This window comes from Cupriavidus sp. 05N40 (assembly GCF_056397305.1).
Genome location: NZ_JBFTND010000017.1, coordinates 23,643 through 50,426 on the forward strand (window position 1 = coordinate 23,643; position 26,784 = coordinate 50,426).

Below are 26,784 nucleotides of genomic sequence, written 5' to 3' on the forward strand. Positions count from 1 at the left end.
GACCTCAGGCCTCAGGCCATGAATAACCAGTCCGACAGTAGCCGGACATTGATTTGCCCTTTCTCGAACGACTTCCCGATCGACGGACCGATGCATACCTGGTGGCGGGCCCGGTTGAGGCAAGACCGGCACACGGGAGGTCATGCGCGCAGGTAAGCGCAAAACGCCCGCGCCAGCTCTTCATCGAATTCGCCGCTCGCCAGCCGCAGTGGCCCGGGATTGTTGAGCATCGCATTGATGATGCTCCCGACGGCGAACTGGAAGGCGATCCGGATGCGCCGCTCCAGCAGCGCCGGGTCGGCTCCGCCGTGCAACGGCACGAGCAGCGGCAAGGCCTCCTCGATGAATGCGTGCCGACCTTCCTTGAAGCGGGGCCATGCGGTGCCCCGCGCTTCCAGGATCGTCGCCCGCAACACCCCCTGGTGGCGCAGCACGACGCGACGCAATTCGGCCAACAGCGCGTGAACGGCCGTCTCCAGGACCCACTCTCCTTCCTTCAACGTGGCGAGACGCGCCCGCATCGAGAGACGCGAGTCTTCCTCCGCCACTGCCTGCAGGGCGCGGAAGAACGCTTCCTTGCTGTCGAACCGCCCATAGAACGCCCCCGTKGTCACGCACGCCGCGGCACACACTTCCTGGATGGTTACGCTGTCGAGCCCGCGCTCGCACAGCAGCTCGCGCCCCGCCTTCAGAAGGGCGTCTGTCGTCCGCCCGGCGCGGGTGTAGCGCGGAGGAACGAAGCCGGGCTGGCCATCCAGCGCGGCCAGGGCCTTGTGTCTTGTCATGTCTTTCCCGCGCTTATGTCTCGTCGTGGTTTTCCCCTGCCCCCCCGAACTACTGGTTGCGTCCGCTCAGGGGACAAGCCCAAAATATATTCACCATTATAAATTGGAGACAGGCCATGAATGGCGTCCACGCTGCGCAAGCCACGATGTCCGCCCCCGCCGTGGTTCGCCCCGGCGCGCTGCATTCCACCTTTACCGTCGGCCGTATTTCGCCGGCGATCGGTGCCGAGATCGGCAATATCGACCTCGCGGCGCCCCTCGACGACGACACGATCGCCGCCCTGCGCCAGGCGCTGGTGGAGCACAAGGTGCTGGTGTTCCGCGACCAGGACATCACCCCCGCGCAGCACGTGGCGCTGGCGCGCCGCTTCGGGGAACTGGAGATCCATCCCACCTTCCCGCACCACGACGCGCTTCCCGAACTCGTGCTGCTCGGTGGCGACGACAAGCGCCCCGCGATGGAGAACGGCTACCACAGCGACGTGTCGTGGCGCGAAATTCCGTCGATGGCGTCGATGTTGCGCTGTGTGCAGTGCCCCGAGATTGGCGGCGACACCGTATGGGTCAACATGGCGCTGGCCTACGAGCGGCTGCCCGAGCACCGCAAGCAGCAGATCGAGGGACTGCTGGCCGTGCACGACATCGGCCCGGCCTTCGGCGACAAGATGACCCCCGAGCAGCGCTGGCAGTTTCCTCCCGCCACGCATCCGGTGGTGCGCACCCACCCCGAGAGCGGCGAAAAGATCCTCTACGTCAATGGCGGCTTCGTCACCCACTTTGCCAACTTCAGGACGTGCAATCCGGTGCGCGGTGCGTTTGAATCGCATTCCGAGAAGCAGGACCTGCTCGACTATCTGCTCCGGCAGCCAGCCATCCTTGAATACCAGATGCGGCTGCGCTGGCGCCCGAACACCATCGCCTTCTGGGACAACCGCTCCACCCAGCATTACGCGATCCAGGACTATTTCCCAGCCGTGCGACGCATGATGCGGGCGACGATCATCGGCGATCGCCCGGTGTGAGCCGCACGGTCGCGAGATAAACGAGACGAGCGAGACAATCGAACCAAACGAGGCAGGGAGGCAGCAGATGAAATGGAAAGCAATGGTCGGCGTCGCCGCGCTGGTTTGCAGCGTGGCGGCCCGGGCCGACACGTATCCGAGCCGTCCGATCACCTTCGTCGTTCCCTCCGCGGCGGGCGGCGCCATGGATTCCATCGCGCGGGCGCTCGCCGAATTGATGAGCAAGCGCATGGGCCAGCCAATCATCGTCGATAACAGGCCGGGCGCCGGCGGCATGCTCGGCACGCAGTACGTCGCCCGCGCCGCGCCCGATGGCTACACGGTGCTGGTTACGCATTCCGGCCCCTTGCTCACGGCGCCCTTCATGTACTCGAAGGTGCCCTATGACGTAAAACGCGACTTGAGCTTCGTGTCGCAGATCTGCACCGGGCAACTCGTGCTTGCGGTGAACCCGCAGAAGGTGCCGGCGAAGACGGTGAAGGAGTTCGTGGCGTGGGCGCAGCAGCACAAGGGCAGCGTGACCTACGGCTCGTATGGCGTGGGCTCGGCGGCGCATATCATGGGTTCGTATTTCAGCGAGTCGAACAGGCTCGACATGACGCATGCCGCGTACAAGGGCGAGGCGCCGATGGTGCAGGACCTGATCGGCGGGCAATTGGACTGGGGCATCGGCACCGTGGGCGTGATGGGGCCGCATTTCCAGAACGGCCGCCTGCGTCCGCTCGCTGTACTTGGTGACCGCCGCCCGGCGGAGCTGCCGAACGTACCGACCATGGCCGAATCGGGCTTCCCGCAGTCCGAGTACAAGCCTGTCGGCTGGGCCGGGATGCTGGCCCCGGCAAATGTGCCGCCCGCCGTGCTGGACCGGCTCGAGCAGGAAGTGCGTGCAGCCGTGCAGACCACGTCGATGAAAGCGCGCTTCCAGGTCTTCGGCATGTACGCGCTTGGCACCAGTTCCGCCGAATTCCGCCGCGACTTCGACGCCACCTCGCCCGTGACCGAACGGATGATCCGGTTGTCCGGCGCGAAGGCCGACTGACCAATACATCCGAATCCGGCGCGAAGGGCCTCACCGAAAGCGCGCTTGCCGGCATCACGCGCAACCCCTGGCGGACCGGCCGCACGCCAGGCGGCAGCGGCGTCGGCGTCGGCGTCGGCGAATTTCTCGATCATGCTCGATGGCTTGCGGGCACGGATGCAAATGTGGCGGGTGTGAAGAATCTTGCTTCAGATGACGCGCAAGGTCGCGGATGGACAGTACTGGAAGCTGGCGGAGATGCCCGGAATCTACGAAGAACAATATGCATGGCTGGATTCACGGCCATGTCGTTCCCTCATTGCCGGCAATCGTGAGAATGGCGCAGGCATTCGGCGGCCCAATCCCGGACGTGCTGCTGAGCAATGAGATCTTCCCGCGCTACCAGACCCGGTTCAGCAAGACGCTCTTGGGGCTTCATGCTCCGCGCCGCCGAAGCGGAAAGGTGAATTGAACGTCGGTGCAAGGCAAGATCGAGGAACTTGCGGGCGAGCAGTTGCCCCTCCGGGAGGTGGCGCCGGCTGTCGGCCGATCACCTGACACAGTGGGTCACGCCGCTGACAACGGTGCCGGCACCGAAGCTGGCTGCAGTTTAGCTACAGTCGCCCTTCGCGGCGGTGGTGGGAAAAGCGGGAGTCCCTTGTAGGGATTGGCGCGCCCGGCTGGGATCGAACCAGCAACCCCTGCCTTCGGAGGGCAGTACTCTATCCATTGAGCTACGGGCGCGGCGGGTACATCGCTGGCAGCGCGCGAATGGCGCCGCTGGAAAGTCGCATAGCATACAGCGTTTGCCCCGCAGCGTCCATGCCAGCCGCACAGGTGGTGGTGCGGCGACGTCCGGCGACGTCTCTTCCAAGCCGCTTTTGCCTCCATCCTGTAGGTCTTTGGGGCTATAATCGCGAGTTATTTGTGTACAAACGGGGCTGCGCAGCGTCCACATGGAGTCAGGGGACGGTGACGGCTGGCTCCGCCTGCTGGCGCTTTCACGGGCTGGCCGGGAAGGGATAACGGTCCGATGCGCACAACTGGCCGGGAGGGTTGGCCACTGGGCAAGCGGCCTGACAAGGCAGCCGATCGCGAGCTGCTACGGGTTTCCTGCAAAATCGAGAGTTGAGCATGAGCGACGTCCACAACGAGCACGAAGAACACGAGTCACCCATCAAGACCCCCAAGCAGTTGATTGCTGTCGTGATCGCCGCCTTCCTGGTGCCGATCATCGTGATCATCCTGCTGGTCAATTTCGTCGGGCACGGTTCCAAGGAAGGCGCCGGTTCGTCGACCACCGTCGAAGCCGTCAACGACCGCATCAAGCCGATCGCCTCGCTCGAACTGAAAGATCCCAATGCGCCGCGTGTCTACAAGACGGGCGAACAGGTCTACAAGGAAGTGTGCGCCGCATGCCACGCTACCGGTGCCGCAGGCGCGCCGAAGTACAGCAACGCCGCTGACTGGGCACCGCGTATCGGCCAGGGCTTCCAGGGGCTGCTGAACTCGGTGCTGCACGGCAAGGGCGCCATGCAGGCACGCGCCGGCACCACCGCCGACGACTACTCGGACTATGAACTGGGCCGTGCCGTGGTCTACATGGCCGACGCCGGTGGCGGCAAGTTCCCCGAACCGGCCGCTCCCGCGGCCGCCGCGCCGGCCACGGCTGCCGCTTCGGACGCTGCCCCGGCTGCCGCTGCCGCACCGGCTGCTGCTGCCGCACCCGCTGCTGCGGCCCCGGCTGCCGCCGCAGCTGCCGCGCCGGCTTCGGCCGAAGTGGGCAAGAAGGTCTACGAACAGGTCTGCGCCGCCTGCCACGCCGCCGGCGTTGCCGGTGCGCCGAAGTTCGGCGACAAGGCTGCCTGGGCACCGCGCCTGAAGGAAGGCATGGAYGCSGTGCAYGSTTTYGCGCTCAAGGGCAAGGGCGTGATGCCGCCGAAGGGTGGCTACGCCGGCTCGGACGCCGACGTGATCGCCGCGGTGGACTACATGGCGAACGCTTCGAAATAAGCTGCCATGCGCCGCGTGAGCGGCGCCGTGGTCCGACGAAAAAGCCCGCGGCATGCCGCGGGCTTTTTCATTGGTGCGGCGCCGGTCCGGCGCGGCGGGCTGGCCTCAGACCACGCGCGAGTAGCGCAGCGGCATCGCCACGGGCGTACCCGCATCAGCGTTGCGGGCCGGCGCGGCGGTCTTGCCGGCCCGGCCCGCGTCGTCGCGCAGGTAGCTGTCGAACACCATGGCCAGCCGGCGCACCAGCAGCCGGCCCAGTGGCGTGACCTCGATGCGCCCGGCTGCGATCCGTACCAGCCCGTCTTCGGCCAGCCGCGCCAGCTCGGCCAGTTCGGTGGCGAAGTGCGCCGCGAAGTCGATGCCGTGGCGGGCGGCCACCGCGTCCGTGTCGAGCACGCCGTTGCACATCAGGGCGCCGATGACGTCGCGCCGCAGGCGGTCTTCGCCGCCTGTGGCAAAGCCGCGCATCACCGGCAGCGCGCCCTTGTCGAGCGCCGCGTAGTAGCCGTCGAGCGTGCGGGCGTTCTGCACATAGCGGCCGGCCACCGCGCCGATCGACGACACGCCGAAGCCCAGCTGGTCGTAGCCGGCGTGGGTGGAATAGCCCTGGAAATTGCGCTGCAGCCGGCCTTCGCGCTGGGCCACGGCGAGCGCGTCCTGCGGCAGCGCGAAGTGGTCCATGCCGATATAGACATAGCCCGCCGCCGTAAGCTGCGCGATGGTGCCGGTCAGGATGTCGAGCTTTTCCGCGGGCGCGGGCAGCGCGCGCTCGTCGATGCGGCGCTGTGGCTTGAACACATGCGGCAGGTGCGCGTAGCTGTACACCGAAAGCCGGTCCGGGCACATCGCGAGCACCTGCTCCACGGTAGTGGCAAAGCGCGCCGCGGTCTGGTGCGGCAGCCCGTAGATCAGGTCCATGCTGACCGAGTGGAAACCGAGCCGTCGCGCGGCATCGACCACGGCGCGGGTTTCGGCCTGCGACTGCACGCGATGGATGGCCTGCTGGACCTCGGCATCGAAATCCTGCACGCCGAGGCTGATGCGGTTGAAGCCCAGTTCGCCCAGCAGCGCCATCTGCGCCTCACCCACGCGGCGCGGGTCGATCTCGATGGCATGCTCGCCTTCGGGCAGCAGGTCGAAATGCGTGCGCAAGGCGCCCATCACGCGGCGCATCTCGGCGGCGTCGAGGAAGGTCGGCGTGCCGCCGCCCCAGTGCGACTGCACCACCGCGCGCCGCGCGCCGAGCCGTGCGGCCACCATGCCGATCTCGCGCACGAGGTAGTCCACGTAGCGGCCGCTGCGGCGGTGGTCGCGCGTGATGATCTTGTTGCAGCCGCAGTAGTAGCAGATGTTCTCGCAGAACGGCACATGCACATAGAGCGAGAGCGGTGCCTGCCGGCCGTCGGTTGGTTCTGCCGCGCCGCAGTCGGCCAGCGCCCGCAGGTAGTCCGCTTCGCCGAAGCGGTCGTGGAAGCGGTCCGCGGTGGGGTAGGAGGTGTAGCGCGGCCCGTTGATGTCCATGCGCCCGGCCAGCGCGCGGAAACCGGCCAGGGCGTCTTGCCCGCCCGGCCGCTTGCCGGCGCAGGCCGCGCCGCAGTTGCCGGAGCAGGTGCGCGGCGGGCTGTCCGCCGCGGAGGCGGTGCGCTCGGAGGACAGCGCGAAGGATGGCGTGGCGGGGGCAGTCGCAGGCATGGGGCGGCCTTCGTATGGGATTTCGATGACCCATCGTAGAGGGGGCCGGCCCCGCCGGCGTTGACCGGCATCAAGCCGCCGCGATCGAGCGTGCAGCGCACTTGCGTCCGCGTCGCCCCGGCGTCACGCGCGGCGCGCGCGGCGCGCAGCATGCTCAGCAGCGCTCAGGCACGCGGCAGCGTGATGCGCACGCGCAGCCCGCCCTCGGGCCGGTTGGCCAGGCTCAGCTCGCCGCCGTGGCGCGCGACGATGTCCGCGGCGATCGACAGGCCCATGCCCACTCCGCCGGTGGCGCGGCTGCGCGAGGACTCCAGCCGGTAGAACGGCTCCAGCACGCGCGCCATTTCCTCGGGCGGAATGCCGGGCCCGTTGTCGCACACATCGATCACCACGCGCTCCGGGCTGTCGGCCAGCTCGATGCGGGCGCTGCCGCCGTAGCGGTGCGCGTTCTCCACCAGGTTGACCACGGCGCGGCGCAGTTCGGCCGGATAGGCCAGCAGCGGCGCGGCGTCGCCGCTCAGGCTGACGTCCTGGCCGATCTCGCTGGCATCGTCCACCACCGCCTGCAGCAGGGCATGCACGTCCACGCGCTGGCGCGGCGCGGCATTGCCGTCGCGTTCGCGCAGGTAATAGAGCGTGGCGTCGATCAGCCCGTTCATTTCCGCCAGGTCCTGGCGCAGGCGATAGCGCACCTGGTTATCGTCCACGCCTTCGATGCGCAGGCTCATGCGCGTAAGCGGCGTGCGCAGGTCGTGCGACACCGCCGCCAGGAACCGCGATTGTTGCGCGAGCTGGGTGCGGATGCGCCGCTGCATGTGATTGAAGGCCTTGGCCGCGGCGCGCGCCTCGGCCGGGCCGCTCTCCTCGTCCAGYGGCGGCGCGTGCACGTCCTGCGCCAGCCGGCCGGCGCTGCTGGCCAGGCGTTGCACGGGGCGCGCCAGCAAGCGCGCGCCGGCCCAGGATGCGGCGATGATGGCGGCAAGCTGGAACAGCAGCCCGAGGCGGGGCGGGCCAAAGCCGCGCGGCCCGCGCGGGTGGCGGTGCCGGGGCGGCGCGCTGTTGGCTTCGGGACCGGCGCCGAAATTCCCGCCCGGGCCGCCGGCGCGCGGTCCCGCGCCGGGTTGCCCCTCGTCGCCCGGCGGCGGAGGCGGCGGTTCGTCGCCCGGCACCAGCGTGAAGCCGCTCGCGCCGGGGCGCGGGAATACGCTTTCGATCACGGTGACGCCCAGCAGGTGAACGGCCAGCATGATGGCCGCCATCACCAGGAACAGGCGCACGAACATCGAGTCATGGCGGGCCAGCCAGCCCGCGCGCTCAGCCTTCGACGGTGCCGGTGAAGACATAGCCCTCGCCTCGAACGGTGCGGATCAGCGCCGGGTCGCGCGGATCGTCGCGCAGTTTCTGGCGCAGGCGCGAGACCAGCAGGTCGATGCTGCGGTCGAATACGTCCAGGTCGCGGCCGCGCGCCTGGTTGATCAGCAGCTCGCGGTCCAGCACCCGGTTGGGATGCTCGATAAATGCCAGCAGCAGGCGGAATTCCGCGTTGGAAAGCGGCACCACCGTTTCCTCGCCGTCCACCAGCTGGCGCAGCGTGGTGTTCAGCCGCCAGTTGCCGAAGCGCACTTCGTGGCCGCCCACCGCCGCCGGGCGCTTCGGGCCGGCGCCGCCGCCGCCGCGCGTGCGTCGCAGCACGGTGTGGATGCGCGCCACCAGTTCGCGCATCTCGAAGGGCTTGGTGACGTAGTCGTCCGCGCCCACCTCGAGGCCGACCACGCGGTCCGCCAGTTCGGTGCGCGCGGTCAGCATGATGACCGGCAGGTCGCCGCGCTCGCGGATCTCGCGGCACAGCGCCAGCCCGTTCTCGCCGGGCAGGGAAAGGTCGAGCACCACGAGGTCGTAGTCGCGCGCGGCCAGCGCGGCGCGCATGGCGGTGCCGCCCTCGGCGCCATCGGCTTCGATGCCGAAGGTGGCGAGATATTCGGCCAGCATGGCGCGGATCTGCGGGTCGTCGTCGACGACCAGCAGGTGCAGGGGCGAGGCGGGAGAAAGGTCCATCGGGATATCGGTATGGCAGGTGGCAGCCGTTGGCTGCGTGGTTTGCGGCGCGCCGGACGGCGGCCGACGCGGGATGCGCGCCGAGGCAGGCGGCGCATTGCCTGCGCCAGGCGAACACTCTACCAGCACGGCGGGGCGTCCTGATGGACACGGTGTGGCGGCTTTGTATCAGTTCCGATACGAAACGCCGGGCCCGGCGGCCAGCGTGTACGCCAATGCTTCGCCATGCTGACCAAGCGCTCAAGCAGATGCCGGCGCGTCTTTTTAAGATGACATGTCGGCAACCCGCCGCTTGTTTGGGCCTGCGCACGCTATGCTGGATGACAGCGGCATGAGGCCGGGGCCAGCGCGCCGGGTTGCTCCTTTCCCATGACGACTCTGGAAACTGCCATGAATCAGACACAAGGATCGCTGCCCCGCCCGCTGCCCCGCCCGCGCGCCTTTGTCGCGCTGGCCCTGCTTTGCGGCGCCTGCGCCACGGCGCTGCCTGCCTACGCACTGCCGGCCGGCGCACCCGAGCGGCCGGTGCCGCCTTCGCTGCGCGAAGACTTGGCGCTGACGCCGGCCCAGACTACCCTTTGGCATGCCGCGCGCGCCGCGCAACGCGAGGCCCGGGCGCACGCGCTGGAGCTGCGCGCCCGCTTTATCCGCGAAGGCGGCGAGATCGGCCCGATGGACCCCATGGACCTGATGGACCCGACCGACCCGACGGACCCGATGGACGAGCCAGGCACGGAGACGCCGCTGCGCGAGCGGGCGGCGCGCGAAGACCGCTTGCGCGATGCGCTGGAGCACGACCGGCGCATCGCGCGCGACCGGAGGATTGCGTTCGAAGACAGCCTGGACGCGGCCCAGCGCAGTCGCCTGCGTGCCCTGGCCGGCACGCCACGCTGGGCAGGGCCGCCGCCGGGAGCGCCAATGGGGGCCTTCCCAGGCCACGCGCATGGCCCGGCGCCCATGCCCTGCGCCATTGCCGGGCCCGGTCCGGCAGGCGTACCCGGTGCTGCGGCACCCTATCGACAGGAAGCCAAAGATGCACGATGAAGCACTCATGCCTGACGATGGCCGGCGCCGCTTTCTGGGCGGCGTACTAGGCACCGGCCTGCTTGGGCTGGCCGGCGAGACCGGCGCGGCCCCGGCCGCCCCGCCACTGCTTTGCCTGCTGACGCCCGAACTGATGGAAGGCCCCTTCTATATAGACCAGGCCCTGGTGCGCAGCGATATCCGCGACCACCGGCCCGGGATTCCGATGCGGCTGCGCCTGCTCGTGGTGGACAGCACGCGCAACTGCGCGCGGGTACCGGGCGCGGTGGCCAGCATCTGGCATTGCGATGCCGGCGGCGAGTACAGCGGATACGACCAGGCCAGCCTCCAGCCGCCCGGTGGGCCGCATGATGGCAATGGTCCTCCGCACGGTGGCGCCGCGGCGCCGGCGGAGCCGGGCGGCATGCATGTCGTGCCCGACAACAAGCTGCGTTTCCTGCGCGGCGTGCAGACCACCAGGGCCGACGGCAGCGCCCAGTTCCTCACCATCTACCCAGGCTGGTACGCGCCGCGCGCGGTGCATATCCACCTGAAGATCCATCTTGGCGAACAGCACGTCCTGACCACCCAGATGTTCTTCGACGACCGGGTCAGCCGGCTGGTGCACATGGGCCATCCGGCCTACCGCGCGCGCGGCGCCTCGCCGGTGTCGACGCGGCAGGACCCGATCGCCGGCGCGCATCCCGGCATCGTGCAGGTCCACCGGTCGGGCGATGCGACCCTGTTGCTGGAAGGCGAATTCGTGGTGGGGATCGCGCGGGCCTGATGCCGGCGGGGCAGAAAAGAACGCCCCCTGGCGCGCGAGCGCGGGGGCGTCGAAACAGGGAAGAAGTCGGGCATGCCGCCCGGCCACGCTCACTCCGAAGGGACGAAGCGGCGCGGCACCCGGACCAGTAAGGCAGTCCGGGCAATCGTGATGTTAGAAGGCCGGCCCGCTGCGATCTTGTCCCGCTTGTAGGCCAATGTATCGACTTTGTACAAAGCCGGCGCGCGTGCCGTGCGTGCGGCTCAGGACGCGGCGGTCTTGCCCGGCGTGCCGAGCAGTGCCTTGAGGCCGGCCAGGCGGTCCTTGGGGCTCATGGCGGGCGTGGCGTCCGCCGGCGCGGGCGCTTCCTCGAGCTTCATCTCGCCGATAAAGCGCGAAGGTTCGCAGGAGTAGGTGTCGCGCGCGCGCTTGCGCTTCTTGCACCAGCTGATGTGCAGGCTGCGCTGGGCGCGCGTGATGCCGACGTACATCAGGCGGCGCTCTTCCTCGATCTTCTCGTCGCCGAGGTCTTCGTCCTCGCGGCAATGCGGCAGGATGCCCTCTTCCACGCCGACCAGGAACACGTGCGGGTACTCCAGCCCCTTGGAGGCGTGCAGCGTGGACAGGCGCACCGCGTCGGGATCTTCCTCGCGGCCTTCGAGCATGCTCATCAGCGCCACGGTCTGGGTCAGCTCCAGCAGGTTCTTGCCTTCGTCGCCGAAGCCGTCGGCGGTGTCGAAGCCGGTGGCCTCGCCGCCCTCGGCGGCCTCGGGCTTGGTGCCCTTGCGCTTGAGCCAGTCGARGAATTCGAGCGTGTTGGTCCAGCGCGACTGGGCCTGGCGCTCGTCGAACGTGTCGTACAGGTAGGCCTCGTAGTGGATGCCTTCCATCATGTCGTCGAGCACTTCGGTGGCGGGATCGCTGGCGGCGCGGCCGGCCAGGCGCACCATGGCTTCGCAGAACACGCGCAGCGGCTCGAGCTGGCGCGGCTGCAGCTTGCCTTCGATGCCGCCCATCATGGCCGCTTCGAACAGCGAGACCTTGGCCTGCCCGGCGAAGGTGCCCAGCACTTCCAGCGTGGCGTTGCCGACGCCGCGGCGCGGCGTGGTGATGGCGCGGATGAAGGCGGGATCATCGTCCGGATTGGCGATCAGGCGCAGGTAGGCGCAGATGTCCTTGATCTCGGCCTTGTCGAAGAAGCTCTGGCCGCCCGACAGCACATAGGGAATGCGCTCGCGCCGCAGGATCTGCTCGAACAGGCGCGCCTGGTGGTTGCCGCGGTAGAGGATGGCGTAGTCACGGAACTGCGCGCGCCGCTCGAACTTGTGCGCCGAGAGCCGGAACACCACCGACTCGGCTTCGTGCTCCTCGTCGTTCATCGGGTTGATGGCGATGGGGTCGCCCATGCCGTGCTCGCTCCACAGCTTCTTGTCGAACAGCTTCGGATTGTTGGAGATGACGGCGTTGGCGGCCTCCAGGATGCGCACGGTGGAGCGGTAGTTCTGCTCCAGCTTGACCACCTTGAGATCGGGGAAGTCGGTCTGCAGCAGGCGCAGGTTGTCCAGCGTGGCGCCGCGCCAGCCGTAGATGGCCTGGTCGTCGTCGCCCACCGCGGTGAAGGCCGGCGCGCGCAGGTGCGAGCCGCCGGCCAGCAGCTTGAGCAGCTGGTACTGGCAGGCGTTGGTGTCCTGGTATTCATCGACCAGGAAGTAGCGCAGGCGGTTCTGCCACTTCATGCGCACCGCTTCGTCGCGCGCGAACAGCTCGGCCGGCAGGCGGATCAGGTCGTCGAAATCCACCGCCTGGTAGGCGTTGAGCGTGGCCACGTAGTTGCGGTAGACCAGCGCGGCCTGGTGGTCGTCGGCGCTCTCGGCGGTGGCGATGGCGGTCTCTGGATCGACCATGCCGTTCTTCCACAGCGAGATGGTGCTCTGCACGCTGCGGATCAGCTTCTTGTCGGTGGTGGCGAGCTGCTCCTGCACCAGGCCGAAGCAGTCGTCCGAGTCCATGATGGAAAAGCGCGGCTTCAGCCCCACGTGCTCGGCCTCGGCGCGCAGGATCTGCACGCCGAGCGAGTGGAAGGTGCTGACCGTCATCTGCTTGAGCGGAATGCGGCGGCCCTCGCGCGTGGTCTTGCCTTCCATCAGCTTGGCGATACGCTCCTGCATCTCCTTGGCGGCCTTGTTGGTGAAGGTCACCGCGGCGATATGCTTGGGCTCGAACCCCTTGTCCTCGATCAGGTGCGCGATCTTCTGCGTGATCACCCGCGTCTTGCCCGAACCGGCGCCGGCCAGCACCAGGCAGGGGCCGTCGAGATAGCGGACGGCTTCGGATTGGGCGGGATTGAGTCCGTGGGTCATGCGTTTGGCGTGGTGGCGGAAGCGGATGGCGAAATGGCTGGCGAAGACGACGCGGCCAGGGCTGCCTGTGAAGACTGCGGCACCGGGGTGATGTCCCCGCAAGCGACAGCAGCCGCAGATGTTAACACGCCGGGTTGCCGGCCCCGGGGTGCCGGTGCCGTGCCGCGCGCCACGCGTTGACAAGCCACCGGGGCTGCCTGTAGAGTCGCGCCATCCGGCCGGGAGAGCGCGCAGATCTTGCGCCGCCGAAGGGGTATCACCCGAAAACTCTCAGGCACCATGGACTGGTCGGATCGGCTTGCAATATGCACACGATGCACGCCGTACTCTGGAGAGCGGCACCCGCCACGCGCGCAAGCGACGGCGAGCGTGCCCACCGAAGGGGCGCGCAGGGCACAGGTCCACCGGACCGCCTTGTAATCTCTCAGGTATCGAGGACAGAGGGGTCATCCGYCGCGGCGGATCTGGCAGCGCCATGGCGCGCCGGGTCTGGCGGCGGATGACCCTTTTTTCGTTTTCGAACCGAGATTTCCGCCTTCCCCCGAGGACTACATGACGCTCCAGGCCACGCCCCTCAATGCCATCCACCGCGCACTCGGCGCCCGCATGGTCGACTTCGGCGGCTGGGACATGCCGGTCAACTACGGCTCCCAGATCGAAGAACACAATGCCGTGCGCACCGACGCCGGCATGTTCGACGTCTCCCACATGTGCGTGGTCGACCTGGCCGGCGCCAATGTGCGCGCCTTCCTGCGCGGCCTGCTGGCCAACAATGTGGACAAGCTGCAGACGCCGGGCAAGGCACTTTATTCCTGCATGCTCGACGAGAGCGGCGGSGTCATCGACGACCTGATCGTCTACTTCTTCGCCGAGGACCGCTTCCGCCTGGTAGTCAATGCCAGCACCGCGACCGGCGATATCGAATGGATCACCGCGCGCAACGCCGCCACCGGCAGCGGCGTCACCATCACCCCGCGCCGCGGCGACAACGCCCCCGCGGGCGCCGCGCCGCTGGCCATCGTCGCCGTGCAGGGCCCGAACGCCCGCGCCAAGGTGTGGAGCGCCTTCCCCTCCACCCAGCCCAGCGAAGCCCTCAAGCCCTTCAACGCCATCGTGGTGCAGGATCCCGCCCTGGGCGAAGTCATGGTGGCGCGCACCGGCTACACCGGCGAGGATGGTTTCGAACTGGTGGTGCCGGCCGCGAACGTGGCCGGCCTGTGGGAGAAGCTGGTCGCTGCCGGCGTGCGCCCGGCCGGCCTCGGCGCGCGCGACACGCTGCGCCTGGAAGCCGGCATGAACCTGTACGGCCAGGACATGGATATCCACACCTCGCCGCTCAACGCCGGCCTGGCCTGGACCGTGGACCTGCAGAGCGAGCGCGACTTCACCGGCAAGGCGGCGCTCGTCGCCGGCGGCCAGACCCAGCAGTTTGTCGGCCTGATCCTGCGTGAAAAAGGCGGCGTGCTGCGGGCGCACCAGAAGGTGATCACCACTGCCGGCGACGGCGAGATCACCAGCGGCACCTTCAGCCCTTCGCTGTCCCTGTCCATCGCATTTGCCCGCCTGCCGCGCGACGTTGCCCTCGGCGCCGAGGTGCAGGTCGAGATCCGCGACCGCAAACTCGCCGCGACTGTGGTTAAACTGCCGTTTGTGCGCAATGGCAAGGCACTCGTGAGCTGAACGCTCGCACCGGTCACAGCGCGCCCGCCGGCGACGGATTGCCTCCGCCCGGCGGGCGCTGAAAAAACAAATTGAATCTGGAGAATCCCATGAATTTCCCCGCCGACCTGAAATACACCGAGTCCCATGAATGGGTGCGCGTCGAAGCCGACGGCACGCTGACCATCGGCATCACCGACCACGCGCAGGACGCGCTGGGCGACATCGTGTTCCTGGAGCTGCCGGAAGTGGGCAAGTCGGTCGGCGCAGGCGACGCGCTGGCGGTGGTGGAATCGGTCAAGGCCGCTTCCGACATCTACGCGCCGGTGGCCGGCGAAGTGATCGCCGTCAACGAAGCCGCCGTCGCCGCGCCGGAAAGCGTCAATGCCGACGCCTTCGATGCGTGGCTGTTCAAGCTCAAGCCGGCCAACAGCGACGACGTCAACGGCCTGATGTCGGTGGACGCCTACAAGGCCAACGTCGGCGCCTGACGCGACACCCTGCCGCTCCCGCGAGGCTTGCCTGCCACGGGAGCGGCGACTGAAGACTGATGCACGGCGGCGCGGCTGACCACCCGCCGCCCTGCGCCCAACGAGGTTCTTGCCATGAACGCCCCCCTGCCCATGAACGCAGCCAAAGGTGCCCGGCCCACGCTGGCCGAACTGGAGGCGCGCGACGCCTTTGCTTCCCGTCATATCGGCCCCGATGCCGCCGAGCAGCAACACATGCTCAAGGTACTCGGCTACGACAGCCGTGCCGCGCTGATCGACGCCGTCATTCCCGCCGCCATCCGCCGCCGCGACGGCATGCCGCTGGGCGAGTTCACCGAGCCGCTCACCGAGGAAGGCGCCCTGGCCAGGCTGCGCGGCCTGGCCAGCAAGAACCTGGTGCTCAAGAGCTTTATCGGCCAGGGCTACTACAACACGCTGACGCCCGGCGTCATCCTGCGCAATATCTTCGAGAACCCGGCCTGGTACACCGCCTACACGCCGTACCAGCCTGAAATCTCGCAAGGCCGCCTGGAAGCCATGCTGAACTTCCAGCAGATGGTCACCGACCTGACCGGCCTGGATATCGCCAACGCCTCGATGCTCGACGAAGGCACCGCCGCGGCCGAGGCCATGACGCTGCTGCAGCGGGTCAACAAGCACGCTTCCAACACCTTCTACGTGGCCGACGACGTGCTGCCGCAGACGCTGGAAGTGGTACGCACGCGCGCGCTGCCGCTGGGCATCGAAGTCAAGGTCGGCCCCGCGGCCGACGCTGCCGGCGCCCATGCCTTTGGCGTGCTGCTGCAGTACCCGGGCGTCAACGGTGACGTGGCCGACTACCGCGCCATCGCCGACGCCGTGCACGCCGCCGGCGGCCTGGTGGTGGCCGCCGCCGACCTGCTGGCGCTGACCCTGATCGCCGCGCCCGGCGAATGGGGCGCCGACGTGGCGGTGGGCAACTCGCAGCGTTTCGGCGTGCCGCTGGGCTTTGGCGGCCCGCACGCCGGCTACATGGCGGTCAAGGACGCGTTCAAGCGCTCCATGCCCGGCCGCCTGGTCGGCGTGACCATCGACGCGCAGGGCAACAAGGCTTATCGCCTGGCCCTGCAGACGCGCGAGCAGCATATCCGGCGCGAGAAGGCCACTTCCAATATCTGCACGGCGCAGGTGCTGCTGGCGGTGATGGCYTCGATGTACGCCGTGTACCACGGCCCGCAGGGCCTCAAGCGCATCGCCCAGCGCGTGCACCGCCTCGCCGCCACGCTGGCCGCAGGCCTGGAGGTGCTCGGCTACACCCGCACCAACGCGACCTTCTTCGACACGCTCACGCTGGTGACCGGCTTCAACACCGAGGCCATCCACGCGGCCGCCACCGCGCGCGGCATCAACCTGCGCCACGCCGGCGCCAACCGCATCGGCATCTCGCTGGACGAGACCACCTCGCGCGAAGACGTGATCGCGCTGTGGGAAATCTTCGCGCACGGCAAGCCGGTGCCCGGGTTCGACGCACTGGAAGCCGCCGCGCAGGACGCCTTCCCCGCGGCGCTTGCGCGCCAGAGCGCCTACCTGACCCACCCGGTCTTCAATACGCACCACGCCGAGCACGAGATGCTGCGCTACCTGCGCATGCTGGCCGACAAGGACCTGGCGCTGGACCGCACCATGATCCCGCTCGGTTCGTGCACGATGAAGCTCAACGCCACCAGCGAGATGATCCCGGTGACGTGGCCCGAGTTCAGCAAGATCCATCCGTTCGCGCCGCTGGACCAGACCGTGGGCTACCGCGAGATGATCGACCAGCTCGAAGCCATGCTGTGCGCGGCCACCGGCTACGCCGCGGTGAGCCTGCAGCCCAACGCCGGCTCGCAGGGCGAGTACGCGGGCCTGCTGATCATCCACGCGTATCACGCCAGCCGCGGCGAAAGCCATCGCGACATCTGCCTGATCCCCTCCTCCGCGCACGGCACCAACCCGGCCTCGGCGCAGATGGCCGGCATGAAGGTGGTGGTGGTGGCCTGCGACGAAGACGGCAACGTCGACCTCGCCGACCTGGCGAAGAAGGCCGAGCAGCACAGCCGCAACCTCGCCGCCATCATGATCACCTACCCGTCCACGCACGGCGTGTTCGAGCAGGGCGTGCAGCAGATCTGCGACATCGTGCACAAGCACGGCGGCCAGGTCTACGTGGACGGCGCCAACATGAACGCCATGGTCGGCACCGCCGCGCCCGGCCAGTTCGGCGGCGACGTCTCGCACCTGAACCTGCACAAGACCTTCTGCATCCCGCACGGCGGCGGCGGACCCGGCGTGGGCCCGGTGGCGGTCGGCGCGCACCTGGCGGACTTCCTGCCCAACCAGGACAGCGTGGGCTACCGCCGCGACGACAACGGCATCGGCGGCGTGTCCGCCGCGCCGTTCGGCTCGGCCAGCATCCTGCCGATCTCGTGGATGTACGTCGCCATGATGGGCTCGGCCGGCCTCACCGCCGCCACCGAGAACGCCATCCTCGCCGCCAACTACGTGGCGCGCCGCCTGTCGCCGCATTTCCCGGTGCTGTACACGGGCCAGCACGGCCTGGTCGCGCACGAGTGCATCCTGGACCTGCGCCCGCTGCAGAAGACCACCGGCATCTCCAACGAGGACGTGGCCAAGCGCCTGATGGACTACGGCTTCCACGCGCCGACCATGAGCTTCCCGGTGCCGGGCACGCTGATGATCGAGCCGACCGAGAGCGAGGCCCTGCACGAACTGGACCGCTTCATCGACGCCATGATCGCCATCCGCGCCGAGATCGCCCGCGTGGAGGACGGCAGCTTCGACCGCGAGGACAACCCGCTGAAGAACGCGCCGCACACTGCCGCCGTGATCACCGCCGACGCCTGGGAGCACAAGTACACGCGCCAGGAAGCCGCCTACCCGGTGGCCGCGCTGCGCACGCAGAAGTACTGGCCGCCGGTGGGCCGCGCCGACAACGTCTACGGCGACCGCAACCTGTTCTGCGCCTGCGTGCCGATGAGCGAGTACGCCGAAGAGTAAGCTGGCGGGAGCCGGGGCCTGTCCGCCGTTGCGGCAGCCCCCGGCGCTTGCGCCAACGCGCTATGCTCGGTGTGGTTGCCCGGCCACCCGGCCGCGCCCGGCAAACGGAGCACGCATGTGGAACCTCAGCGCCCCATGGTGGGAATTCGTCCTGCGCGGACTGATTGTCTACGGCAGCCTGCTGGTGCTGCTGCGGCTCTCCGGCAAGCGCCAGATCGGCCAGCTGACATCGCTCGACCTGGTGCTGCTGCTGGTGCTGTCCAACGCGGTGCAGAATTCGATGAATGCGGGCGACAACTCCGTCACCGCGGGCCTGATCCTTGCCGTGACGCTGGTCGGCGCCAATCTCGTGCTGGCCTGGCTGAGCTGGCGCAGCCGGCGTTTTGAGAATGTCGTGGAAGGCCGCCCGCAGGTCCTGATCCATGAAGGCCAGGTCTTTGCCGACGTGATGAAGCACGCCTACATCACCCGCGACGACCTGCACAAGGCATTGCGCCATGCCGGCTGCGAGCGCGTTGGCGATGTGCATTTCGCGATTCTCGAGAACGACGGCACCATCAGCGTGATGGTGAGGAAGGACGCCCCGCCCACTCCGCGCGACGCAGCCACCTCGCTGTGGCGCGCCCCCCTCAACAACGATAGCGACGCGCCGGTCTGACGCCGGTGGGTTGCAGATAGCCAAGATCCCCAGGAGCCTTGCCATGGCAGTCAGCGTCTTCGATCTGTTCAAGGTGGGCATCGGCCCTTCCAGTTCGCACACCGTCGGCCCGATGCGCGCCGCGCTGATGTTCGCCCAGGGCCTGGCACGTGATGGCCTGATGCCCCAGGTGGCCAGCGTGCGCGTCGAGCTGTACGGCTCGCTCGGCGCCACCGGCCGCGGCCACGGCACCGACAAGGGGGTCATCCTCGGCCTGCTGGGCGAAGCGCCCGACACCATCGACCCGGACACCATCGAGCTGCGCCTGGCCGCGCTGCGCGCCAGCCGCACGCTGTCGCTGCTGGGCGCGCACCCGGTGCCGTTCGTGGAGAAGGAGCACATCGTCTTCTACCGGCGCGAAGCCATGGCCGAGCATCCCAACGGCATGAAGTTCCATGCCTTCGATGCCGCCGGGCAGCCCTTGCGCGAGGGGCGCTACCTGTCGGTGGGCGGCGGCTTCGTCGTCACGGCGGGCGCGGCCAACACGCAGATCCTCGGTGCCGACCAGCAGTTGCCGCACCCGTTCCGCAGCGGACGCGCGATGCTGGAAATGGCGGCGGCCAGCAAGAAGAGCATCGCGCGCCTGATGATGGAAAACGAATGCGTGTGGCACAGCGAAGCCGATGTCAACGCCGGGCTGCTGCGCATCTGGGCCGTGATGCAGGCCTGCGTGGCGCGCGGCTGCCGCACCGACGGCGAGCTGCCGGGCCCGTTCAAGGTCAGGCGGCGTGCGCCCGAGCTGTTCCGCAACCTCACCGAGCATGCCGAGCGCGCGCTGGCCGATCCGCTCTCGGTGATGGACTGGGTCAACCTGTACGCCATCGCCGTGAACGAGGAGAACGCCGCCGGCGGCCGCGTGGTGACGGCGCCCACCAACGGCGCGGCCGGCATCATCCCGGCCGTGCTGCACTACTACGACCGCTTCGTGCCCGGGGCCAACCCRCAGGGCGTGATCGACTTCCTGCTGACGGCCGGCGCGATCGGCATGCTGTACAAGCTCAACGCCTCCATCTCCGGCGCCGAAGTGGGCTGCCAGGGCGAGGTCGGCGTGGCCTGCTCGATGGCCGCGGGCGCGCTTGCCGCCGTGATGGGCGGCACGCCGGAGCAGGTGGAGAACGCCGCCGAGATCGGCATGGAACATAACCTGGGCCTGACCTGCGACCCGGTCGGCGGGCTGGTGCAGATCCCGTGCATCGAGCGCAATGCAATGGCCTCGGTGAAGGCCGTCAACGCGGCGCGCATGGCGCTGCGCGGCGACGGCGCGCACTACGTGTCGCTCGATTCGGTGATCAAGACGATGCGCGAGACCGGCGCGGACATGAAGACGAAGTACAAGGAAACGGCGCGCGGCGGGCTGGCGGTGAATATCGTGGAGTGCTGAGCCGGCGCGCACCGGGGATCTGCCGCCGGGGCGGCAGGCGTGGCGGGCGGCGCGGTGCCGTCTCCAGTGCTTTCTGCTACGCTTGCCCGGCTTACAACCGAAACGGAGACCCGGCATGATCAAGATCAGCATCCTCTACCCGTACAGCAAGGACGGCAAGTTCGATTTCGACTATTACCGCACGCGCCACATGCCGCGCGCTGTCGAGCTGTACAGCGCGCAGCCGGGCTATCGTGGCGTGGCGGTGGAGCGCGGGCTGGGCGGCGGCGCTCCGGGATCCGATCCGGCCTATGCCGCGATGTGCCACTTCCTGTTCGACTCGCTGCCGGACTTCGTGGCCGCCTCCCGGGCCGCGGGAAAGGAACTGCAACAGGACATCCCCAACTACACTAATGCAGTGCCGGTAGTGCAGATCAGCGAAGTGGTGGACATCGCCTGAACCGGCGGACTGGTGCCGCGCGCGCCGCGGCGCTGTTTCTTGCATTCCCGATCCGACCGTGCCGTCGTGCAGACCGTCATGCAGACCTTCTACCAGCTGTTCGACGAGACCTCGTCAACCTTCACCTACCTGCTGATCGACGCCGCCACGCGCGAAGCCTTGCTGATCGACCCGGTCGACCGGCAGCTCGCGCGCGACATGGCTTGCCTGCAGGCCAGCGGCGCCCGGCTGGCGTGGGTGGTGGAAACACACGCGCACGCCGACCACATCACCTCCGCCGGCCATGTTGCGATGCAAACCGGCGCACACAGCGCGGCGCCGTCGGGCTGCGATATCCGTCCCGCGGAGAAACAGCTGATCGACGGCGACACGCTGCCGTTCGGCACGCAGGTGCTGCGCGCCATCCATACGCCCGGCCACACCGCCGGCAGCATGAGCTACCTGTGGGAAGAGGCCACGCCGGCCGGCCCGGTGCGACGCGTCTTCACCGGCGACGCGCTGCTGATCGACGGCTGCGGCCGCACCGATTTCCAGTCGGGCGACGCCGGCACCTTGTACGACAGCCTCACCCGCAAGCTCTTCACCCTGCCGGACGACACGCTGGTCTATCCCGCGCACGACTACAAGGGCCGCACGGCATCCACCATCGGTCACGAACGCCAGCACAACAGCCGCGTAGCCGGCCATACGCGCATCCAGTTCATCGAGATCATGAAGCAGCTCAACCTGCCCAGGCCGAAGCTGATCGACGTGGCAGTGCCGGCCAACCAGCGCCTGGGCCTGCGTGACGGTGACCACGTGCCGCACGGGGTCTAGGTCTAGCGGGCAATTGGGCAATTGGGCAAGCGGCCAACTGGCCGGAGGCAGCTGCGTGCCTCAGCTCGCCCAGCTGTCGCAGGTCTGCCGCACCGTCTCGCGCAGGCTGCGGGTGTCGGCATCGATCTGGCGCACGCGTTCGGCATCGCCGTTGCGGCTTTGCGCCAGCGCGCGGATATTGGCCAGCGCGTCGAGCGAGCCCAGCGCTTCTGCATGCGGCACCAGCGCGTCGCAGATCGTCACGATGTGATCGGCGATGGGCATGCGCGTCAGTTCGTTGGGATGCACGTACTCGCCTTCAAGGCCGAAGCGGCAGGCCTGGAAGCGATTGAAGGTATAGACCAGGTAATCGTCTTCCTGCGGCATGAACGGGCGCGACAGCAGCAGGTAGCGCGCCAGCGCCTGGATATAGGCGGCAATGTCGCACGCGCGCTGCACGGTCAGCGGCGTATCCATCACGCGGACTTCGATGGTGCCGAATTCCGGCTTGGGACGGATATCCCAGTAGAAATCCTTCATGCTCTCGATCACGCCCGTGGCGTGCATCTTCTCGAAGTAGGCGGTGAAGGCGTCCCAGGTGAGCAGGTGCGGTGCGCGCCCGCTCATGGGGAAGGCCGCCACGGAATTCAGCCGCGCCGAGGCGAAACCGGTATCCACGCCCTGCACGAACGGCGACGAAGCCGCCAGCGCGACGAAGTGCGGCACGTAGCGTCCGATCGCGTGCAGCAGGAACAGCGATTCGTCGGCGCTCGGGCAGCCGATATGCACGTGCTGGCCGAACACCGTGAACTGCTTGGCGAGGTAGCCGTACAGCTCGGAAATGTACTGGTAGCGAGGCGAATCCGAGATGGTGCGGTCGGCCCATTGCTGGAACGGGTGCGTGCCGCCGCCGCAGATGCCGAGGTTGAGCGAGCGCGAAGCGTCCACCATCAGGTCGCGCATGGTGCCGAGTTCATCCAGCGCCTGTGCATAACTGTGGCAGATGCCGGTACTGATCTCGATCATCGAGGGGCTGATCTCGGGCTTGATGTCGCCGGCATGCCGGGCGCCTTTCAGCGCACGCAGCAAGTCGGGCGCGAACGGCGCCAGGTCATAGTCATGACGGTTGACCAGCTGCAGCTCCAGCTCCACGCCAAAGGTCAGCGCTTCGGAGTGCTTGAACGGTTCGAGTGACATCAGCGGCCTCCTCCATTGCTTCTGACTTCGCCGGCGTAGCGAAGTGCCCAGGCGGCCAACGCCGGGCCGAGCAGTTGCTCGAGCGCCAGCGAGCACAGGATGATGGCGGCCAGCGGCTCGCCCGTGGACGGATAAAGGCGCGCCACGTCGCTCATCAGCAAGTAGGCCAGGCCCGACATGGGCGCCAGCGCCACCCCGAGCGCCACGCATTGCCTGAGGCTCAGGCCGGAGAACGAGCCCAGCGAGGCCACGCCGGCCAGCTTGGCCAGGTGGCGCAGCAGCACCAGCACCACCGCGGCGCCGCCGCCGATGGCCCAGTCATGTACGGTCAGCGGCAGGCCGAGCGACACCACCATCACGATGATCAGCAGGCTGCCGGCGCTGCCGAAATGGGCGGGCCATACGCGCGGCTGGCTGTCCTGGTGCTTGAACACCACACCGGCCAGCATCAGCGAGAGCGGCATCGACAGCTTGAGCACGCGCGTGAGGGCCAGCGTGAACAGCACCAGTCCCACCAGCACCAGGAAGCTGTAGTGATCGTCCGATGCCATGCGCGCATAGATGGCGTGGCCCAGCTTGCCCACGCCCCAGGCCAGCAGGCACGAGCCCAGCAGCAAATAGAGCGGGTGCAGCAGCGCGGCGCCCAGGTTGCCGTATTCGGAATGCAGCCACCCGGTGGCGAGCTGCACGATGGTCGCGGCGTAGATGCTGTTGAGCGCCGTCATGGCGAGTAGCCGCTCGGTCACCTGGCCCTCGGCACGCAGCTCGTTCTTGAGCTGGAGCACGATGGTGGGCGAGGTACTGACCGCGATGCCGCCGGCGAGGATGGCCACGGCGGGCGTCACGCCCATCCACTGCAGCGCGGCCGCCACCAGGCCCCATGTCAGCAGGCTCTCGAACGCGCTGGTAAACAGCAGCCAGCGGTTGGCCCGCAGCCAGCTCAGCGACAGCCGGTGCCCGAGCTCGAACAGCGCCAGCGCCAGCGCCATGTCGATCAGGATGCGCGTCTGCGCGATCATGTCCTCGTCCACGATGCCGCGGCCGAGCATGCCGGCGAGCAGGCCGGTGGCCGCATAGCCGACGATGCGCGGCAGCCGCAGGTACATGCGGCACACCTCGCCCGCCAGGCCCGCGCCCACCAGGGCAAGTCCGACCCAGAACAGCCCGCCCGGTGCCAGCGGCAGGCTTGGAAATAGTTGGCTCAATCCATTCATGGACTACATGGTAACGGAGCCACATGACATTCCGTGTCAGAGTTTGTCCGACAGCGCACCTAAGTTGCAGGGAACATGATGCGTACAGGCGTAAAAAAACGCCATCTGGTGCGATGGCGTTTTCTCGTGCCGGTCCGGCGGGTGGCTTGCTAGACGCCCCAGAACTTCCAGGCGGGCCGCGTGGCACGCAGGCCGGATTCCATGCGCGCGTACTGCGCGCGCATCCTGCCCTGGTCGGCGCCGGCGGCGCGGGCTTTCTCGAAATACGCCAGCGCGGTCTCGCGCTGCGCCAGCCCGAGCGCGGCCTCGACCGCGCCAAGATAAGCGTCGCCTTCCCAGCGGTCGCGCGCGGCAAAGGCCGCTTCGAAATCGGCCAGCGCCCCGGCGTACTGCTTTTCGCCGTTGCGGATCAGGCCGCGCTGCACGCGCGGCAGGGCCTGGTCCCACGCATCGCCTTCGGTCAGCGCGATGGCCTGCTCGAACAGCGGCAGCGCGCGCTCGGGCGCGCCCAGGTCACGCCAGATCAGGCCGAATTCGTTGCACAGCCAGGCGTCCTCGATCAGCAGCGCACGCCGTTGCAGCGCCTCGATCTCGGCCAGCGCATCGGTGCGGTCGTGCTGGTCCATGCCCGCGATGCCGTTGCGCAGCAGCCCGGCGAAATGCGCGCGCGCGTGCGCGAGTGCGTGGCCGGTCTGGCTGCGCTCCTCCACCGGCAAGGCATCGGCGCGGGCGTCCATGTGCGCAAGCGCATCGCGCGCCGCCGAGGTCACTTCGCTGCCGCCGATGCCCTTCCATGCATTCACCAGCCGGCTGAACACCCAGCCCACATTGGCCGGGTCGCGCTCGAGCGGGTAGCGGTTGAGCACGTCGCCGGCCACCTCGACCGCCTTCGCATGCTGGCCCGCGGCCACCAGGCAGTCGAGCAGGTCGATCCAGTGCTCGATGAATTCGCTGACCGCGATGCCTTTCTCGTGCAGCGCGATCCGTTCGGCGCGCAGGTCCGCGCCGTCCAGGCGCTGCGCCAGGTTGTGGCACAGCATCGAATAGAGATGCGGATCGGCATCGTCGTAGCCGCCCTCGCCGGTGGCGAAGTATTGCTCGAAGCGCGCCAGGCCGAGCCGGTATGCCGCGACCACGTGGGGCGCCAGCGCGGCCTCGGCTGCCGGCACGGCATCGATGAATTCGGCCAGCGCCACGCCGGCGTTGTAGTAGCCGGCCGCGTCGGTCGCGTTCTGCACGAAGGCAAAGCGCTGCCATGGCTGCTCTTCGCCGGCCTGGTGACGCCATTCCAGCTCGCGCACCTGGGCTTTCGGGTCCGGCACCTGGCGCTGATAAGTGGCGAAATCATCCCAGGCGCCCTCGAGGTCGCCGGCGCGGTAGCGCAGCGGCGCGCGGATGCGGCGGGCGTGGGGATGGTCGGGCTGCGCAGCCAGCACGATGCCCGCCTGCTCGGCGGCAAAGGCGTCGCCGGCGGCTTCGTCGAGTTCGAGCAGGTCGGGATTGTCCAGGCCGGCGCGCGCCAGGCAAAGGCGCAGCATCGGCTCGGCCTGCTCGCCGGCGGCGTTCACGTGGGCCAGCGCCTGGGCCAGGATCTCTTGCACGCCCAGGTCCGGCGCGCGGTACAGCAGGTCGTACCAATAGGCGCCGGCGCCGGCGAAATCACCCAGCCGGCAACGCACGAGTCCCGCGTGCAGCCGGGCGCTCCATTCGCCGGAAGACAGGCCGTTGCGCAGCGCCGCCTCGTCCAGCCAGGGCTGCGCCTCCTGGAAGCGCTCCATGCTCGTGAGCAACATGCCGTAGCGGTGCGCGATCACACCGCGCGATGACCAGCGGTGCGCGGGATGCAGGTTCAGTCCGGGCAGCTTGGCCAGCGCCGCATCGAGCACGGCGAAGGCTTGCTGGGCATCGCCGCGGTCGAAGTGCAGGCGCGCCCGCAGGCAATCGAAATCCACCACCTGCGGCTGCGCCTGCGAGAGCTGGTCGAGAATGACCAGCGCCTCGTCGTAGCGCTCGGCATTGGCTAGCTCGATGGCGTGGTCGTAACTGACTTCCTGCACGGACACGGACTGCTCCTTCTGGGGTGAAATGTGCGAGTGCGGGATTATGCGCCATGCGCAGGTTTCTTGGTCCGCAATGGAAGGGGCGCTTTTCCCGGCATTCGCCGGGCTCGCCCCGCAGCCCTACCCCGGGGCGGCGGACCGGGCAAGGCCCCAGGCGAGGCTCTTTGCCCATGCGCGCGCCAGTCAGGCGCGCCGTCCGGGCGGCCCGGCGCGGCGCCTGTCCTCGCGCAGGTCCGACCACTCGAACAGGCAGGCCAGCAGCAGATAGACGCAGGCCACTGCCTCGGCGCGGAACAGCGGCGTGGTTTCGGCATGCACCGGCATGGCGCCGGCCACGCTGCACAGGACCAGCAGCAAGGCCAGCCACCAGCCCTTGAGGCGGCCGTTAAGGATGGGATCGACGCCGAACACGGCGGCGTTCAGCCACAGCCAGCCGGCCACCGCCAGCCACGGCTCGCTCGCCAGATCCCACTGCATCTGCGCCAGCAGCAGCATGGCGCCGACCGCCAGCGCGGCGCACTGCCCTTGCAGCAGGCGGGCGCGGTGGCGCTGGCGCAGCCAGGCGCGCGCCGGCAGCACCAGCGACAGGTTGGCGCCGGCCAGCARCAGGCCCAGCGCAAACGCCAGCGTATGCGCGAACGGCGCGAACAGCGGCACCGACAAGACCATGTACATGCCGCCGATGGTCAGCGCGCCGGCCACGCCGATGCGCTGCAGCGCGGGCAGGTAGAGCAGCGCGAAAGCGGCCAGCAGGGCATACAGCTCCACGCCGATGAACCATGCGTAGAGCGACGGCAGCGAGCCGGCGAACATGGCAAAGCCGCCGATCACCACGTAGAGGCCGAACCAGCCCCACTGCACGCCTGGCAGCGACCGCCAGCGCGCCAGCCGCACCGTGACGGATTGCTGCCAGACCCGCACGTACCAGGCCCAGGCCAGCATCGGCGCCACCAGGCTGGCGCCGCACACGGCGAGCGCCAGCCACGGCGCCACGGTATCGTGCCCGGCGCGTTCCTCCTGCCGCACCACGATCATCAGCACCACGCTGGCCAGGATGGCGCCGATCCACAGCGCATGGAAC

At 68.5% G+C, this 26,784-nt stretch carries 22 protein-coding genes, 1 tRNA gene and 2 riboswitches; of the genes, 13 read left to right on the top strand and 10 right to left on the bottom strand.

Annotated elements, in window-relative coordinates; genetic code table 11:
* Window positions 1-140: 140 nt before the first annotated feature.
* Entirely contained in the window at window positions 141-785 is a 645-nt protein-coding gene (locus AC1DO7_RS06480; protein ID WP_441612916.1) for a TetR/AcrR family transcriptional regulator, read from the bottom strand.
* 146 nt (window positions 786-931) lie between these two features.
* Here AC1DO7_RS06480 and AC1DO7_RS06485 point away from each other — a divergent pair, with 146 nt between their 5' ends.
* From AC1DO7_RS06485 to AC1DO7_RS06495, 3 genes are all read left to right on the top strand, one after another.
* Window positions 932-1,807: a TauD/TfdA dioxygenase family protein gene (locus AC1DO7_RS06485; protein ID WP_441613053.1), complete on the top strand. Its 876-nt coding sequence runs from the start codon at window positions 932-934 to the stop codon at window positions 1,805-1,807.
* A gap of 67 nt (window positions 1,808-1,874) precedes the next feature.
* Window positions 1,875-2,846, top strand: coding sequence for a Bug family tripartite tricarboxylate transporter substrate binding protein (locus AC1DO7_RS06490; protein WP_441612915.1), 972 nt, complete (start codon window positions 1,875-1,877; stop codon window positions 2,844-2,846).
* 262 nt (window positions 2,847-3,108) lie between these two features.
* Complete coding sequence (locus tag AC1DO7_RS06495) at window positions 3,109-3,297, top strand: hypothetical protein (RefSeq protein ID WP_441612914.1); 189 nt, start codon at window positions 3,109-3,111, stop codon at window positions 3,295-3,297.
* A gap of 196 nt (window positions 3,298-3,493) precedes the next feature.
* Here the strand turns inward: AC1DO7_RS06495 and AC1DO7_RS06500 are convergent.
* A tRNA-Arg gene (locus AC1DO7_RS06500) sits at window positions 3,494-3,569 on the bottom strand.
* A gap of 390 nt (window positions 3,570-3,959) precedes the next feature.
* On the opposite strand from AC1DO7_RS06500, the gene AC1DO7_RS06505 reads away from it, so the two are divergent.
* Window positions 3,960-4,838, top strand: a complete 879-nt coding sequence (locus tag AC1DO7_RS06505; RefSeq protein WP_477115909.1) for a c-type cytochrome — start codon at window positions 3,960-3,962, stop codon at window positions 4,836-4,838.
* 105 nt (window positions 4,839-4,943) lie between these two features.
* Here the strand turns inward: AC1DO7_RS06505 and hemN are convergent, their stop codons facing one another.
* The 3 genes from hemN to AC1DO7_RS06520 all read right to left on the bottom strand — a co-directional run bounded on the left by hemN (window position 4,944) and on the right by AC1DO7_RS06520 (window position 8,585).
* The gene (hemN, locus tag AC1DO7_RS06510) at window positions 4,944-6,359 is read right to left on the bottom strand and encodes an oxygen-independent coproporphyrinogen III oxidase (RefSeq protein ID WP_441613052.1); all 1,416 of its coding nucleotides are present in this window, start codon (window positions 6,357-6,359) and stop codon (window positions 4,944-4,946) included.
* 335 nt (window positions 6,360-6,694) lie between these two features.
* A complete protein-coding gene (locus tag AC1DO7_RS06515) occupies window positions 6,695-7,873 on the bottom strand; it encodes an ATP-binding protein (protein WP_441612912.1) in 1,179 nt (392 codons plus the stop codon).
* The gene (locus AC1DO7_RS06520; RefSeq protein WP_441612911.1) at window positions 7,845-8,585 is read right to left on the bottom strand and encodes a response regulator; all 741 of its coding nucleotides are present in this window, start codon (window positions 8,583-8,585) and stop codon (window positions 7,845-7,847) included. The genes AC1DO7_RS06515 and AC1DO7_RS06520 overlap by 29 nt, the downstream gene beginning before the upstream one ends.
* Window positions 8,586-8,975: 390 nt before the next feature.
* On the opposite strand from AC1DO7_RS06520, the gene AC1DO7_RS06525 reads away from it, so the two are divergent.
* On the top strand, window positions 8,976-9,629 hold the full coding sequence (locus tag AC1DO7_RS06525; RefSeq protein WP_441612910.1) for a hypothetical protein: 654 nt from the start codon (window positions 8,976-8,978) through the stop codon (window positions 9,627-9,629).
* Window positions 9,619-10,395, top strand: a complete 777-nt coding sequence (locus AC1DO7_RS06530; RefSeq protein ID WP_441612909.1) for a peptidase associated/transthyretin-like domain-containing protein — start codon at window positions 9,619-9,621, stop codon at window positions 10,393-10,395. Before AC1DO7_RS06525 ends, AC1DO7_RS06530 begins: the two co-directional genes overlap by 11 nt.
* A 242-nt stretch (window positions 10,396-10,637) precedes the next feature.
* On the opposite strand, the gene AC1DO7_RS06535 is transcribed toward AC1DO7_RS06530, so the two are convergent.
* Complete coding sequence (locus AC1DO7_RS06535; protein WP_477115910.1) at window positions 10,638-12,734, bottom strand: UvrD-helicase domain-containing protein; 2,097 nt, start codon at window positions 12,732-12,734, stop codon at window positions 10,638-10,640.
* A gap of 209 nt (window positions 12,735-12,943) precedes the next feature.
* A riboswitch (glycine riboswitch) is annotated at window positions 12,944-13,031 on the top strand.
* 21 nt (window positions 13,032-13,052) lie between these two features.
* Window positions 13,053-13,185: riboswitch (glycine riboswitch) on the top strand.
* Window positions 13,186-13,286: 101 nt separating this feature from the next.
* Here AC1DO7_RS06535 and gcvT point away from each other — a divergent pair.
* The 7 genes from gcvT (at window position 13,287) to AC1DO7_RS06570 (ending at window position 21,253) form a co-directional block, all read left to right on the top strand.
* Entirely contained in the window at window positions 13,287-14,414 is a 1,128-nt protein-coding gene (gene gcvT, locus AC1DO7_RS06540; protein WP_441612907.1) for a glycine cleavage system aminomethyltransferase GcvT, read from the top strand.
* Window positions 14,415-14,503: 89 nt separating this feature from the next.
* On the top strand, window positions 14,504-14,884 hold the full coding sequence (gene gcvH / locus AC1DO7_RS06545; RefSeq protein ID WP_441612906.1) for a glycine cleavage system protein GcvH: 381 nt from the start codon (window positions 14,504-14,506) through the stop codon (window positions 14,882-14,884).
* A gap of 114 nt (window positions 14,885-14,998) precedes the next feature.
* The gene (gcvP, locus tag AC1DO7_RS06550; protein WP_441612905.1) at window positions 14,999-17,920 is read left to right on the top strand and encodes an aminomethyl-transferring glycine dehydrogenase; all 2,922 of its coding nucleotides are present in this window, start codon (window positions 14,999-15,001) and stop codon (window positions 17,918-17,920) included.
* Window positions 17,921-18,035: 115 nt separating this feature from the next.
* Window positions 18,036-18,578 (top strand): DUF421 domain-containing protein, encoded by a 543-nt coding sequence (locus AC1DO7_RS06555; protein WP_441612904.1) that lies wholly within the window; start codon window positions 18,036-18,038, stop codon window positions 18,576-18,578.
* Between the two features lie 43 nt (window positions 18,579-18,621).
* The gene (locus AC1DO7_RS06560; RefSeq protein WP_441612903.1) at window positions 18,622-19,998 is read left to right on the top strand and encodes an L-serine ammonia-lyase; all 1,377 of its coding nucleotides are present in this window, start codon (window positions 18,622-18,624) and stop codon (window positions 19,996-19,998) included.
* Window positions 19,999-20,113: 115 nt separating this feature from the next.
* A complete protein-coding gene (locus tag AC1DO7_RS06565; protein WP_441612902.1) occupies window positions 20,114-20,437 on the top strand; it encodes an EthD family reductase in 324 nt (107 codons plus the stop codon).
* A gap of 78 nt (window positions 20,438-20,515) precedes the next feature.
* The gene (locus tag AC1DO7_RS06570) at window positions 20,516-21,253 is read left to right on the top strand and encodes an MBL fold metallo-hydrolase (protein WP_441613051.1); all 738 of its coding nucleotides are present in this window, start codon (window positions 20,516-20,518) and stop codon (window positions 21,251-21,253) included.
* Between the two features lie 60 nt (window positions 21,254-21,313).
* On the opposite strand, the gene AC1DO7_RS06575 is transcribed toward AC1DO7_RS06570, so the two are convergent.
* The 4 genes from AC1DO7_RS06575 to AC1DO7_RS06590 form a co-directional block, all read right to left on the bottom strand.
* On the bottom strand, window positions 21,314-22,429 hold the full coding sequence (locus AC1DO7_RS06575; RefSeq protein WP_441612901.1) for a YbdK family carboxylate-amine ligase: 1,116 nt from the start codon (window positions 22,427-22,429) through the stop codon (window positions 21,314-21,316).
* Complete coding sequence (locus AC1DO7_RS06580; protein ID WP_441612900.1) at window positions 22,429-23,643, bottom strand: cation:proton antiporter; 1,215 nt, start codon at window positions 23,641-23,643, stop codon at window positions 22,429-22,431. The genes AC1DO7_RS06575 and AC1DO7_RS06580 overlap by 1 nt, the downstream gene beginning before the upstream one ends.
* A gap of 149 nt (window positions 23,644-23,792) precedes the next feature.
* Window positions 23,793-25,706 carry a hypothetical protein gene (locus tag AC1DO7_RS06585; RefSeq protein WP_441612899.1) on the bottom strand — a complete coding sequence of 638 codons (1,914 nt, stop codon included), beginning with the start codon at window positions 25,704-25,706 and terminating at the stop codon, window positions 23,793-23,795.
* Window positions 25,707-25,886: 180 nt separating this feature from the next.
* Window positions 25,887-26,784 (bottom strand): hypothetical protein (locus AC1DO7_RS06590; protein ID WP_477115911.1); only part of this gene is annotated, 898 nt, incomplete at its 5' end.